Annotated in this window: 12 protein-coding genes and 1 pseudogene; 2 read left to right on the top strand and 11 right to left on the bottom strand. The window is 56.6% G+C overall.

The window, feature by feature from the left end; all coding sequences use genetic code 11:
* The first annotated feature begins 114 nt into the window (after window positions 1-114).
* Window positions 115-525: a thiol-disulfide oxidoreductase DCC family protein gene (locus tag PACILC2_RS08350; protein ID WP_256364528.1), complete on the top strand. Its 411-nt coding sequence runs from the start codon at window positions 115-117 to the stop codon at window positions 523-525.
* Between the two features lie 145 nt (window positions 526-670).
* On the opposite strand, the gene PACILC2_RS08345 is transcribed toward PACILC2_RS08350, so the two are convergent.
* Window positions 671-1132, bottom strand: a complete 462-nt coding sequence (locus PACILC2_RS08345) for a hypothetical protein (RefSeq protein WP_062493171.1) — start codon at window positions 1130-1132, stop codon at window positions 671-673.
* A 398-nt stretch (window positions 1133-1530) separates the two neighbouring features.
* Between PACILC2_RS08345 and PACILC2_RS08340 the strand changes: the two genes are divergently transcribed.
* The gene (locus tag PACILC2_RS08340) at window positions 1531-1695 is read left to right on the top strand and encodes a hypothetical protein (RefSeq protein ID WP_213528523.1); all 165 of its coding nucleotides are present in this window, start codon (window positions 1531-1533) and stop codon (window positions 1693-1695) included.
* 470 nt (window positions 1696-2165) lie between these two features.
* Here PACILC2_RS08340 and PACILC2_RS08335 read toward each other — a convergent pair whose 3' ends face one another.
* The 10 genes and pseudogenes from PACILC2_RS08335 to PACILC2_RS08290 all read right to left on the bottom strand — a co-directional run bounded on the left by PACILC2_RS08335 (window position 2166) and on the right by PACILC2_RS08290 (window position 13364).
* Complete coding sequence (locus PACILC2_RS08335; RefSeq protein WP_062493173.1) at window positions 2166-2564, bottom strand: hypothetical protein; 399 nt, start codon at window positions 2562-2564, stop codon at window positions 2166-2168.
* 112 nt (window positions 2565-2676) lie between these two features.
* Window positions 2677-3309: a TetR/AcrR family transcriptional regulator gene (locus tag PACILC2_RS08330; protein ID WP_062493174.1), complete on the bottom strand. Its 633-nt coding sequence runs from the start codon at window positions 3307-3309 to the stop codon at window positions 2677-2679.
* A 553-nt stretch (window positions 3310-3862) separates the two neighbouring features.
* Window positions 3863-4741 carry a 1,4-dihydroxy-6-naphtoate synthase gene (locus PACILC2_RS08325; protein ID WP_213528522.1) on the bottom strand — a complete coding sequence of 293 codons (879 nt, stop codon included), beginning with the start codon at window positions 4739-4741 and terminating at the stop codon, window positions 3863-3865.
* Window positions 4738-5385, bottom strand: coding sequence for a futalosine hydrolase (locus tag PACILC2_RS08320; RefSeq protein ID WP_145977216.1), 648 nt, complete (start codon window positions 5383-5385; stop codon window positions 4738-4740). Before PACILC2_RS08320 ends, PACILC2_RS08325 begins: the two co-directional genes overlap by 4 nt.
* A gap of 230 nt (window positions 5386-5615) precedes the next feature.
* A complete protein-coding gene (locus PACILC2_RS08315; protein ID WP_213528520.1) occupies window positions 5616-7241 on the bottom strand; it encodes an ABC transporter substrate-binding protein in 1626 nt (541 codons plus the stop codon).
* A 30-nt stretch (window positions 7242-7271) separates the two neighbouring features.
* Window positions 7272-8171: a carbohydrate ABC transporter permease gene (locus PACILC2_RS08310; RefSeq protein WP_213528536.1), complete on the bottom strand. Its 900-nt coding sequence runs from the start codon at window positions 8169-8171 to the stop codon at window positions 7272-7274.
* Between the two features lie 17 nt (window positions 8172-8188).
* Window positions 8189-9104 (bottom strand): annotated as a pseudogene (locus PACILC2_RS08305) (ABC transporter permease).
* Between the two features lie 377 nt (window positions 9105-9481).
* Entirely contained in the window at window positions 9482-11116 is a 1635-nt protein-coding gene (locus PACILC2_RS08300; RefSeq protein ID WP_213528519.1) for an extracellular solute-binding protein, read from the bottom strand.
* Window positions 11113-11718: a helix-turn-helix transcriptional regulator gene (locus tag PACILC2_RS08295; protein ID WP_213528518.1), complete on the bottom strand. Its 606-nt coding sequence runs from the start codon at window positions 11716-11718 to the stop codon at window positions 11113-11115. Before PACILC2_RS08295 ends, PACILC2_RS08300 begins: the two co-directional genes overlap by 4 nt.
* The gene (locus PACILC2_RS08290; RefSeq protein ID WP_213528517.1) at window positions 11661-13364 is read right to left on the bottom strand and encodes a CdaR family protein; all 1704 of its coding nucleotides are present in this window, start codon (window positions 13362-13364) and stop codon (window positions 11661-11663) included. Before PACILC2_RS08290 ends, PACILC2_RS08295 begins: the two co-directional genes overlap by 58 nt.
* Window positions 13365-13528 lie beyond the last annotated feature (164 nt).

Raw genomic sequence — 13528 nt, 5'->3', positions numbered from 1 at the left:
CTGACTTCCGCGGAACGCGAGGGTTTGGAGCTGATCGGGCAAGGCTACACGCAGGCGCAAACCGAGTTCAAGCTGTACAAATCCGAAAGCACGATCAAAACGGAGGGATACGCCGTGGAGGACAACTCGACAGCCGTCATACTGTTCGACGGCATGTGCAACCTGTGCAGCGGCATCGTGCAATTCGTCATTCCGCGCGATCCCAAGCGGCATTTCCGGTTCGCCTCCCTGCAATCGGAGACCGGACGGATGATGCTCAGCCGCTGCCAACTGCCGACAGACCGCTTTAACTCGTTCGTCGTCGTTCATGGGGTGACATGCCGCACGAAATCGGATGCGGCGCTGTACGTTTGCTCCCGTTTAACGGGAGGGTGGCGATTGCTTCGCGTATTCGCCGCCGTCCCGCGGCCGATCCGCGACCGGGTCTACGACTGGGTCGCGCGCAACCGTTACCGCTTGTTCGGACAGCGTTCGTCCTGCTTTATGCCCGATCGCGAGCGCGATCGGGAGCGGTTTTTACCGTAACGGATAAAGGAGGCACGTCGATGGCAAAAGCGGTTGCCGGAAAGCTCTTTGACAAGCTCGTATTCCGCCCTCTTATTGGCTGGGTGAAAAGCCTGGAGCTTCGTTTCGTAAATATTGGTGCTTTTAGTTAGTGAAACAATCGCTTTTATGAGGAGCGGTTGTTTAATAAATAACTTTTTAATTTCTTTAACATTACATCAAGAAGAATGGATAAGTGCAAAAACAACAGTGATGCAAAGATGACAGACCATAAAACTTCGGAGAAAGCCGACAAACTGCTCGCTCGCCCACCTTGAATAAATATCAAGAGCAGCAGTGTCACAATTACTCCGCCAAACGCGTAAAAAAGAACTGAAAGTAAATAGTTTCTTGTTTTGTTATTTGTTCTTAGCTTGGATAAGAAGTTGTCTAATAATATCGATATCGGTATGCCCAAGAAAAGAAAGAATGGAACAATGTAGAAAATCCCCATAGCCAGCAGACCAGGAAACGAGTAATAAAGAACATTTTCATTCCGTTCAGCCAGAGGAGTGTAGTCTATCACTGATAAAGTCACACTGAAGATAATTCCAGCAGTTATTGCCACAACAAATTTTTTGAAAAACACTATTATTATCGCCCCATTTCATTCTTAATATATGTAGCATCTAACAAAGTAATAATTTGGAAGTTCCATTCAAAGTTCATTAAGCACCGGCTTTGAAACACTGGACGGTCCCTCCTACACGTATCCAGCAACATTTTCTTCTGTTTATCGTTATGCTCTAGCTTCTTGTGCAACTCCAAGTATCGGAACCAACACAGTCTTTCATTGCTTGAATAAGGGTGCTGCTCCTTTATTGCCCTCCTGCGGGATTTCCACACTATTTTTTACAGTATACCCTAAATAGCAACAATATTTGAGAGAACAGCTTAGATTTTTTCGCCGGGAACAAAATCAGGTGAATGAGGTTGGAAAAGGATCATTCGAGAATGATAAATCCATAGGGACATATATATGCGCCTTTGGAGGAAATACTTAATCAAGTGTGGTTCCTGCGCGATATTTACGCCAATGATCGTGCAGCAGCCCAAACGCTCGACCGTGCCTTGGAAGAAATGAAGGACGAATCCGGCATCGGGCGTGCTAGATTGCTGGCAGCTCGTGCAGAGATCGCTGTTGCCATGTGAGAATTAGATCTTGCCTTCAAGTTGGAGGACATGGTCTCTCAGATTCATCTGCAAGACTCGGAACTGCAAAGACTTGAAGAAGAACTAAGAGCATCGCAACACCTTCGAAAATGGGCTTATCAACAGGGGCGGATTATGTGGTTAAGCAGCCGGATGGGTGGACTTTATGTTTACCGGATCGCAGCTTTGCGGCACAACAAGAGCACACCATTATTATTACAAAGAATCAGCCTATCATCGTGACTGTAGCATAGAACATCTGAATTGAACGCCAGCATTTATCTCGTTGCTGCACTAAAGGTTACAAGAAGATCTCCTGGGGCCTCGTACCGCACACACAGGCACTATTGCTTGCCGTGGAAGTATGTGAATGGAACTGTTGCATTTAATAACCTATGACATAAGCACAGTGACCAGTGCAGGATATAGAAGGTTGCGCCAAGTGTCGTTAGTTGGTTCTATCTAAAGAATTACTTGTTGCCTTTTCTCATGAACAGCGGGATCAGCAAATACAGTCCATAGGCAAATGCCATCCAGATCGTAAAGGCGAGCAGCTGTTCATTGGACAATCCCGGAAAAAACACGTCGCGGTTCCATAAAACGAAGGCATCGATGATCAAGCCGACTGCACTGCCGACCACCCCCAGCTTCACCACCGCGTACGGACCGGGATCCAGCTTGCGAAAGATCACAAAGACGATGTACAAGGCCACCACTGTCGCAAGCTCCAACAACAGAAACGTAGGGAGAAAATTTTGTTGATACGGATCGAACAACACCACGCTGCCGAAAAACACGAAGAACAAAGTCGCTCCCAACCAGACCAGGATCGAGAACAGTAAGGTTAAGCCCAGTTTTTCCGAGAACATGCACTCATCCCCTCTTCTATGTGAGTAACTATATTGGAAAAGAAGCCTTTGGAGGAAAGCGAGAGTGAGAACACACAATGAAGCGAGTCCCCAAGACTTGCGGTTTGGCTGCTCAGACGGATTTGTTTTCTAACAGCTGCTGAAAGAATACGCCCAGTTCGGCAAACACTTTATCCCGGTCAAATTCGGGAGAGACGAGGCTTTGTACGGCCAAGCCGTCAATCAACGCATTGATAATAACCGCCCAGGTCCCGGAGGAAACCCCCATCAGCCGATTTTCCTGGACAGACTGAACAGCAGGCCCCTGCATGCGGGAATCGGCGTGTTTGTCTGCCATCAACTCCTGAATCTTTTCCGAAAGCACCTTGTTTTCAAACAAGAGCAGTTGGCCCAATTCCTGTTTGATTTCTTCATTGTTGAAACTAAACACAACCAACGACAAAAACAGCCGGTGGAAAAAGGAGTCCGGTCGGCACCGTTCCTTGGCGGCATTCAAAGCCTCCGGGACGGCGAATTCGACGGTTTGCGCATGCGACATCTCCTCCCAGGAACGAAGGCACACGTCTTTTACCACGTCCATCATCAGTTGGTTTTTGGTGTGAAAATGGTAATAGACGGTCCCCTGCGACACATTTGCCTTGTCAGCCACCATTTTCAGCGTAAGCTTTTCCAAGCCGTTTTCCACGATGCAAGCCTTGGCTGCTTCAATCAGTTCCTGTTTGGAAACGACGTTCGGTTTTGCCATTCATCTCAGTCCCCCGCGTGAATTACAGTGCGCTCCCTTACTCCACCCCGGATTTCTATGTATGGAAGACACCTCAAAGAGTCAGTCGTTTAACCAACTAATTATAATATATACCATATCGTACAGAAAAAGAAGATAATTGATATGAATTTTTTGTAAACTGTGCCCCCTGCCTTCCTCTATCGATTCACTTGCAGCAAATTCTCTTCCCGGACCGATTTCCTGTACGGCTGTAAGGAACAGCAAGATAACGAATACCGCGCCGAAAAAAAGCTTCTTCTTCTTCCTTTTCATCATCCCGCTCCTTTCATTCGGCTGTCGGCCCGATAAACACCCCGAATCATGCGCCACATTTCACTAAACGACAGCTCAGACCCTTGCCTGGCAGGGTCACCTGCATCTGAACGACACCATCATATCTCAATTGCTCCAGATCAGTCACCCGACAACCTGCAACCCAAAACCTCCGAAGCTGTCCGGCAGAAGCGGACAGCTCCGGAGGTTTTGTCGTTAGACTGATCGTATCCCGTTCCGGTGCGAAGGGGTTGGCGCGCTAGTTCCTCCCCTGGCGGCCCGGCATCGCTTCGCCCTTCCATTCGAGCAGCGCCGGGTCGAAAGCCGGAACCAACCCTTCGCGGGCCGCACGGCCGAGCAAAGCCCGGACCGCCCCGTATCCTTGCTCGCCCAGATTGGCGGTGAAATCGTTGACGTACAAGTCGATATGCGCCTTGGCGACATCGGGCGACATCTCCTGGGCATGCTCCATCACATAGGGCATGGAGGCATCCGGATGCGCCCAAGCATATTCGACCGATGCCCGAATCCATCCGGCGATCGCCGCCAGATCCAGCGTCCTGCGGGCGATGATGGCGCCGAGCGGAATCGGCAGCCCCGTATCCTCTTCCCACCAGCTGCCCATATCGGCGACCAGGCTGAGACCGTAAGACGGATACGTGAACCGGGCCTCGTGGATGACCAGGCCGGCGTCGACGATGCCGTCCCGCACGGCCGGCATAATGTCGTGAAACGGCATGATGACGATTTCGCCGACGCCGCCCGGAACGCGCTGCGACGCCCACAGTCGGAACAGCAAATACGCGGTCGAGCGCTCGCTCGGCACGGCGACCCGCTTCCCGGACAGGGCGGCGCCGCCCGACGCCGCCATACCGGGATCGGCCGCCAGCACGAGCGGGCCGCAGCCCCGGCCGAGCGCCCCGCCGCAAGGCAGCAGCGCATATTCCGACAATACCCACGGCAGCGCCGCATATGAAATTTTCAGAACATCGGGGCCGTTGCCGCTGGCGGCCAGCCCGTTCGTAATGTCGATATCCGCATACGTAACTTCAAGCTGCGGCGCTCCGGGAACAAGCCCGTGCGCCCATGCGTGAAAGACGAACGTGTCGTTCGGACACGGGGAATATGCGATCTTCATGTCAACACCTCCGGTAAAATCGCGCTCGCCTTCTCCAGCGCCGCGAGCGCTTCGCCGATTCGCCAGGCGCTCCGGTCGCGCGGACCGACAGCATTGGATACGGCCCGCAGCTCCAGCGCCGGCACGCCGAACGCCGCTGCGGCGGTCGCGACGCCGAACCCTTCCATCCCTTCCGCCGCGGCTTCCGGGTAACGCGCCGCCAGCTTCGCGGCAGTCTCCGCCGTGCCGGTCGCCGTCGCGACGGTCAGAACCGTACCGACCGCCGCCGCAATACCGGCCGAAGCGATGGCGGCGGCGATTCGCTCCGCCACCTGACGGTCCGCTCCGATCCGCGCGCTGCCGAATCCGAGCTCATCCACCGGCAGAAAGCCGCCGTCCGCCGTCTCCGCCCCGAAATCGGCGGCAACGATCGCGTCGGCAACCACGACGCTCCCGATCGCGGCTTTGCCGGGAAATCCGCCGGCAATGCCGGCGGACACGGCCAGGCCGTACCCGCCGCCGGCCAGCAGCTGCGCTGTCCGGGCGGCGGCCAAAGCGCTGCCCGCTCCGGTTATGCGGACGTCAAATCGGGGATCGCGGCCGGCTCCGCGCAGCACCGCCTCCCGTTCCGCTTCCACCGATACGGCGATCAAAATGCGCTTCATCGGAGGTTCCCTTTTCCCGGCGGAATGGTCGTATCTTGCAAACATAGCTTGTCTCTCCCTCTGCAAACCAGTACATTAATCGTACCGGACCCCGGTTCAAAACGCAATCGCGTGTTCGGCCCGTACAAGCCCCTTATGAGCCAAACAGCCCGCAAATGCGGCCGCTTTCGCCGCATTTGCGGGCTGTTTTCGCAGCATTTGCGGACCGCGGCGTCGGCGCGGCCCATCCGCTACTTGTTCAGCTGGTCGTATGCGTTCTGGTAAATTTCCAGATAACGGTCCAGCTTCAAGCCGTCCAAGCCTTTCACATAGCTGTCCCATTCCGCATCCGTCAGCTGCCGCGAGCCGGTTACGAACTGCGCGAGATTCGAGCGAATGTAGTCGTTGATTTGCGTGCGCAGCTGGTTCGCCTCCTTCGCGTCGGCCGCATCCATGAAGATGCTGAGCGGAAACGTTTCCTCCGGCTCGCGTCCCTCGTAATGATTGGCCGTCTCCATGAACAAACGGTATTCGTAGCCGGTCGGCGAGAACGGATCATCCGGCGCCGTCCACGATTCGCGAATCGCTCTCGTCCGCCGCGTAATGCCCATCTGATCCCAAATATCGTTTAACGTCGTGCCGATGGACGCATATTCGGGCTTCACGGTATATTTGGCCGGGTTGCCGTGCACGTCCAGCTCTCCCGGCTTCGCTTTCTCGTAATATTTGCCTTCGAACCCGTATTCGTTCATGATCGCATGCTCTTCCGAATACAAATAGTCGGCCAGCTTGATCGCCGCGATCGCTTCCGCTTCCGAAGCTTTGTTCGTGATCGCGAAGTTGCCGTTGCCGTACGACTTGTAGAACCCGGCGTAAGCGACGCCTTTCGGACCGGTCAGCGGAGGAACCGTCACATAGTCCTTATGCCGCGTTTCGCCTTCCGCAATGCTGAAAGCCATTCCGATATGGCCCGCCGTCACCGAGCCGATCAGGTTGTCGCCGTCGCGGTTGCCGAGCTGCTGCAGCTGATCGCCGTTCTGGGTGAACGCCTCCTTGTCGATCAAGCCTTCGCTGTACAGACGGTTGATATAGGCGAGACCGTCCCGCCATTCCGGCTGATTGGCCGCCAGCTTCACCTTGCCGTTCTCCATAATAAAGAAGTTCTCGTCGTTGTTGTAGATGAACGAATTCATCAGAAAATTGGCCGGAATCGCATGCCACGTATTAAACGCGCCTGTCAGCGGAATTTCGTCCTGCTGGCCGTTCCCGTTCGGATCGCCTGTCTTGAACGCCTTGAGCACCTCGTAATATTCCTCCGTCGTCGTCGGCAACTTCAGCCCGAGCTTGTCAAGCCAGCCTTTGTTAATCCACAGCTTCTGCGAATACCAGCAATGGAAGCATTCGTTCACATGCGGAAGCGCATAAATATTGCCGTCCGGAGCGGTAATGGCCGCTTTCAGCTCCGAATCCTCGGCGAAAGCCCGCTTGATCTCGACGCCGTATTGCTCGATCAGGTCGTTCAGCGGCTTCAGAATGCCCTGCTGTCCGTACTCGATCTGCTCGGCCTGCGTAAAGTTGCCGGACAGGAACACAGCCGGATAGTCGCCGCTCGCCATCATCAGTTTTTTCTTGTCTTCCGCGTTGGCGGACGGCGCGGCGTCGAACTTGAAGCGGATGTTCAGCTTCTGTTCGATATATTTCGTCACCTCGTTCGTCGAAATATCCTCGATGCGCGGGGGCACCGATACGAACGTCGTCAGCGTCACCGCCCCGTCCCCCGACTCTTCTTCCTCCGCGCTTCCGCCTCCGCCGCTGCAAGCGGCAAGCAGCGCCAACACCATCATCGGCGCCGCGAAACGAACCCACCGTTTTCTCATGTCCCATCTCCTCCTCATTCCGGCCTGATTTCAACCTTTGAGCGAACCGATCATGATGCCCTTGACAAAATATTTTTGCACGAACGGATAAATGGCCAATACCGGCACAGTCGCCACGACAATAAGCGAATATTTGAGCAAATCGCGCAGCCCTTGCCGGGCGACCATCTGATTGGCGTCGACCATCATGCTGGCGTCGATCGAGTTCAGAATCAGAATGTTGCGCAAAATGATTTGCAGCGGATACAGATCCGGCGACTTCAGAAAAATGAGCGCCTCGAAGTACGCGTTCCAGTGACCGACCGCATACATCAGCACGAGGACGGCGATAATCGGTTTGGAGAGCGGCAGCACGACGCGCCACAAAAAACCGATATCGCTGCAGCCGTCCAGCTCCGCCGCCTCGCCGAGCTCCTTCGGAATGGTGGACTGAAAAAAGGTGCGCGCGATAATAACCTGCCAGACGGCGAGCGCCCCGGGCAGCAGCATCGCCCATCGCGTATCGAGAAGACCGAGCGCCTTCACGGTCAAATAGTACGGAATCAAGCCGCCGCTGAACATCATGGTGATGACAATGATAACCATCATAAGGCCGCGGCCGAAAAACGTCGGTTTGGAAAGCGGGTAAGCCAGCATGACCGTTAGCGATACATTGATCAGTACTCCGAAAAAGGTGTAGAAAATCGAGTTGGCGTAGCCGGTCAAAATTTGCGGATTGTTGAAGATCGCCTTGTAGCCCGCGAGGCTCGGCTCCACCGGCAGCAGCCATACGCTCCCGCTGACGACCGCCCGCGGCGAGCTGAAGGACGAGCTGACGATGTAAACGAGCGGGTACAGCACCACGACCAGAATGATAACGAGAAAGAGATATACCCCGAACAGGAACAGCTTGTCGCCCCATGATTCCTTGATCCTCGTATGCGCTTTCATCATTTCCCTCCCAACCGCTACCACAGACTGGTCTCGGATACCCTTCGGGCCAGCCAGTTGACGGCGACCAGCAGGATCAGATTGATAACCGAGTTGAACAGGTCGACCGCGGCCGAGAAGCTGAAATTCGCGCCGAGCAGACCGACTTTGTACACGTACGTCGAGATGACTTCGGACGAGCTGATGTTAAGCGGATTTTGCATCAGAAAAATTTTTCGAATCCGACGTTCATCATTTGGCCCGCGTTCAAAATCAGCATAATAATCGCCGCCGGCATAATGCCCGGGATATCGACGTGAACCACTTTTTGCAGGCGGGACGCCCCGTCGACTCTGGCCGCTTCGTACAACTCTGGATTGATGCCCGCAAGCGCGGCGAGATAGATAACGGCGCCGTAGCCCATCCCCTGCCAGACATTGGAGAGGACGAATATGCTCTTGAAGTAGGCCGGTATGCCCATGAAATTGACCGATTCCATCCCGAGCGCACGGACGATCAGATCGACGAAGCCAAGACGCGGCGATAGAAACAGAATGATCATCGATACCATGACGACGGTCGAAATAAAATAAGGAGCGAACGTCACCATCTGCACCGTTTTTTAAATACGCGCCCGCCCGCCTCGTTCAGCGCCAGAGCCAAAATAATCGGGGCCGGGAACCCTACGAGCAGCGAGTACAGACTGATCAGCAGCGTATTTTCGATCAGCATGCTGAAATTCGGCGATTGGAAGAAGTCCTGGAAATGCTTGAGTCCTGCCCAATCGCTTCCGGCGAACCCCTTCATAATACTGAAATCCCGAAACGCAATCTGGGCCCCGTACATCGGAACATATTTGAAAATGATGATATAGGCCAGGGGCAGCAGCACAAGCAGATACAGCTGCCAATGCCGCTTCGTCTTGCGAAGGCCGTCCTTGCCCGCCGCCGCCATACGGCTTTTCAGCCCCGGAGATGCCTTTCGCTCCGTCACACCGGTTGCGCCGGTCGAACCCATGCGAACGATCACATCCTTTCGTTGACAAGTGGATAAGGTGCTCGAGGTTCACGATACGGTTCCCGCAACATCCCGGTCAACGGCCGCTTTTCCGCTGCCGCCGACTTTTCCGCCTCTCCGCCGCTTGATAATCCGGCGGCGCTCTCTTTTCCGTCCGGCCCGCCGCTCCATTTTCCGCCGGCGCACCATTTTCCGCTTCGCCGGGTCTTACGTTCCCTTCTTCAACGCCAAAACACCGGCCTCCTTAAGGCGGAGACCGGTGCCGGCGAACGCGGCGGCGAGGTAACGTCGGACGGGCTGAGGGGCGCTTCCCGCTACCTCGCGCGGTAATCGTCATAGGCGGTTTGGTAGAGCTCGATAAAACGGTCCGCTTTCAGCTCCTTTATTTCCCGAACATAGGCGTCCCACTCGGTTTCCAGCCGGCGATGTCCGGTTATGAACGCCACGGTCGCATCGCGCACCGCGCCGTGGATCGACGTTCGCAGCCGTTCGGCCTCCGCCGCCGCTTCCGGCTCCATGAACAGATGCAGCGGCATCACTTCCGCGGGCTCCCTTCCTTCATAATGAAGCTTCGTCTCCGTATACAGCCGGTGCTCGTAGCCCGCAAGCGAATACGGATCGTCCGGCACCGCCCACGATTCGCGGTAATCGCGGCTGCGATACAGAATGCCCATCTGGCTCCAGCCTTCGTTCTGCACGCTCACCTCCCAAAATTCCGGCCGCACCGCATAGCGGGCCGGACGGCCGTGCTCGTCCTGTTCGCCCGGCGCTCCCCGTCTCCACCACAAGTTTTCGGGTCCGAATTCATTCAGCACCGCCGCTTCCTCGCCGTACAAATAATCGGCAAGCCGGATAGCGGCTTCCGCCTCTTCTTCCGACGCCTTGTTCGTAATGGCGAACTGCCCGTATTCCCCGCGGTTGAAATAGCCGGCCGCCGAGTAGCCGTCAGGTCCTGTGAGCGGCGGAACGGTGATGTACGCTTGATGGCGCGTTTCCGCCGGTCCCGCGAACGCCATGCGGATATGCCCGGCCGTCAGGCTGCCGATCCGGTTCGCTTCCGGCGAGCGGGCGAGCTGGACCATCCCGTCGACCGTCTGGGTGAAAGCGGCCGGATCGATCAGCCCTTCGCGGAACAGACGCCGGATATAGGAAAGTCCGTCCCGCCATTCCGGCCGGATGGCGGACAGACTGACTTTGCCGTTCTCGATGACGAAGTAGTCTTCCCCGTTGTAATAAATAAAAGCGCTCATCAGAAAAGCCGTCACATCGACCCGCCAACCGTCCGCCGCGCCGGTCAGCGGCACCTCGTCCGCCTTGCCGTTGCCGTTCGGATCCTGAAGCTTGAACGCCTGCAGTACGCGGTACAGCTCGTCCGTCGTTTGCGGAACCGTCAATCCGAGACGTTCCAGCCATTCCGCGTTGATCCACAGCTTCTGCGAGTACCAGCAGTGAAAGCATTCGTTGACGGAAGGAAGCGCATAAATATTGCCGTCCGGAGCGGTAATCGATTTTTTCAGCTGCGGATTGTCCGCGAATCGCCGGCGGATTTGCGGGGCGTACCGGTCGATCAGCGCATTGAGCGGCCGGAGCTTGCCCTGCATGCCGTAGCGAATCTGCTCATCCGGCGTCAAATTGCCGGTCAGGAAGACGTCCGGGCCGTCCCCGCCCGCAAGCAGCGCCGCCTTTCGCTCCCGCTGCGCCTCCGCGCTGACCTGCACGAATTGGAAGCGGATGTTCAGCCGCTGCTCCAGATGCCGGGTAAACGCATTCGTCGCAATATCCTCCACCTCGGCCGGCGGCGTGGCGAACACCGTAAGCACGACTTGCGAATGCGGCCATTTCACAGCGTCCGAATCCGTACTTGTGCCGGCCATGTACAGGAACAACATATAAGCCGTCCCGATGGCGGCTGCCCCCGCCGCCAAACGGCCGATGAAACGGAAGTTCATGTCCGTCCTCCTCCTTTATCGGCTTGACCGTTCGGATGAAAACCTTTCTTGCGGTAATCTTGCGGAGATATGCCGACAACCCGCCGAAAGACGCGCCTGAACGTCGCGCCGTTCGGATAACCGACCTTCTCCCCGACATCCTGGATGGACAGCGTCTCGTCGGCAAGCCAGACGCGCGCATGGCGGATCCGTACGGTGGTCAGGAAATCGTGGAAATTTTCGCCGAATTCATCCTTGAACAGCTGGCTCAAATATTTGGCGCCGATCGGGAAGCGGCTGCTCAAATAGTCGAGAGACAAGTCCGGATTGGCGTATTCCCGTTCAATACAGGAACGAATTTCTTTCATCGTCTCATGATGGCCGCGTAATCCGCGCAGCCTCTCCAATCGTTCCAGATAGCGCTTCAAAATCGCCGTCAGCTCGGCGCGCAGATCGTCGATCGTTTCGAAGCGTTCCGCGGCTCTGCGGGCTTCCGGCAGCACCTCGCCCGCCCATTGCGCATAATACGGATCGCAAAAACCGGACGTCCTCAGGTCGATCTCGGTCAGCAGCGCCTTCGTCCGCTCCCCGATCGTCTCCCGGTCCAGCCGGCCGCTGCGCATCCGTTCAAAAATTGTTCGAGCTCCCGTATCCACTCGTCTCCCCCGCTCCGGTAAGCTTCGGCGATGCGGCGAATCGCCCGGCTGCGCGTATCCGGCTCCGCCTTGCCTTCCGTATCCTCCTTCCGGTACCGGATCGTCCGCCCATGTCCGAGCGCCGCCTTGTACCTGAGCGCCTCTTCCGCCTGGCGGTAGGACAAGGCAACCTGATCGAGCGAACGCACCGGATCGCCGATGCCGACCGTCACCGTAAAGCCGAGGTTATCGCTAACCCAGCGGACAAGCGCTTCCCCGATCGCCCCGGCCTCCGGATCGCCGCGATCGCTGCAATGGCTGAACAGAACGGCGGACAGCCGCGTCGGCGACTGCCACTCCTCCCATAATTCGCGGCCGCTCCGCCCGGCCAATTCCCCCGCGACGGAGCCGATAATATAACGGAACAACGACTGATCGCGGGCGCTGTACTGGCCGAACGTCTGCCTGGGGCGGTCGATTTCGACGATAAACGCCGCGGCGCAGCTTCCTTGCGTCCCGGTCAGGGCGGCCAGCTTGTCCGGCGGCGCCGCTCCGGCCAGCAGCTCGCGGATGAGCTGCTTTCGTCTCCAAATATCCGCTTCCACCACCCGCTTCTCCGACGTTGTCGACCGGGCGGCCAGACTTTCGATGGCGGAGGCGATAAAGGCAAACTCGTCGGGTCCGGAACGCCCCGTGTTTCCTGCCGCCCTGAAACGTTGCGAGTCGAGAACGTGTATGCGGCCGATCAGCCGTTCGATCGGCTTGTAATGCTGACGGGTTACGTAAACGACGGAGAAGGCGCCGAGCGCGCCGATGACGATGACAAGCGTCATCCAGAGAAGAGAATGACCCGAGGTCGACCGAAGCGGTGCGCGGCCGTGAAATCCGCTTTCCAGCTTCCATCCGGTATAATCGGACGAGATGGCGGCGAGCGCCCGGCCTTCCGCAACGGCTTCCGCATCGCCCTGCGCAAAAACCGGCGCTCCGCTGCGGTCGTACAAGCGGACAAACGTCCCTTTGCCGTCGAACAATCCGGAAGCTTGCTCCCGCAGCGCCGCAGCCGACACATTGACGATCAGCAAGCCTTTCGGCTGGCGGCTGTCGGGCACCGGATAGACGAGGCTTGTCACCATTCGCTCCTGCTGAAAAGGATATTCGCGGAACGGCCGCACGTCGGTCCATCTCGACCCTTCGGCGCCCGACGCCGTAGCCGCCGCAAAGCCGACCGCCATCGTTTCGCCGGAAGATCGCGCCAACACATTGCCGTTGAATGCCAATCCGTCGCTGAATCGGAGCAGATAGAACGAATCGATGACGGCCAGTTCCTTCTTTAATTCGCGCAGCTGCATGGCGATCTCATACCGCGCATAGACGTCGGCCGGCCCTTTTTCCAGCATGAAATCGGCCAGTCTATTGTTATGAAGCAGTTCCCGGATAATCCGGTACTCGACCGATTTCAGCGTGACGTCGACCGATTGAAGCATCTGCCGCGCGAATACGGCGCTCGAATCTTTCGCGCTCAGCCGCAGCTGCTCCTCCATCGTGTGGACAAAGACGATAAACAGGAATGTGAAAAAGATGAAATATAGCGGAACGTACGACCAAATCATCCGATGAAGCCACAACCGGTTCATAGCGATCCACTGCCTTCCTGTGGAATTTACCGTTTGTAAGCGCATACATTTTTGCGGTCATCAACCGCCGCATCGTTTGGCGCTGCGAAAAAAGTTCGCTGCGGGAAAGCGATATTTCCATCGCCCCGCAGCGAATCAAAGCCGGATCGGCCGCTATCGGCTCA

Origin of the sequence: Paenibacillus cisolokensis (genome assembly GCF_018403665.1) — a bacterium.
Classification (GTDB): domain Bacteria; phylum Bacillota; class Bacilli; order Paenibacillales; family Paenibacillaceae; genus Paenibacillus_AH; species Paenibacillus_AH cisolokensis.
This window is presented reverse-complemented; position numbering and strand designations above follow the sequence as displayed.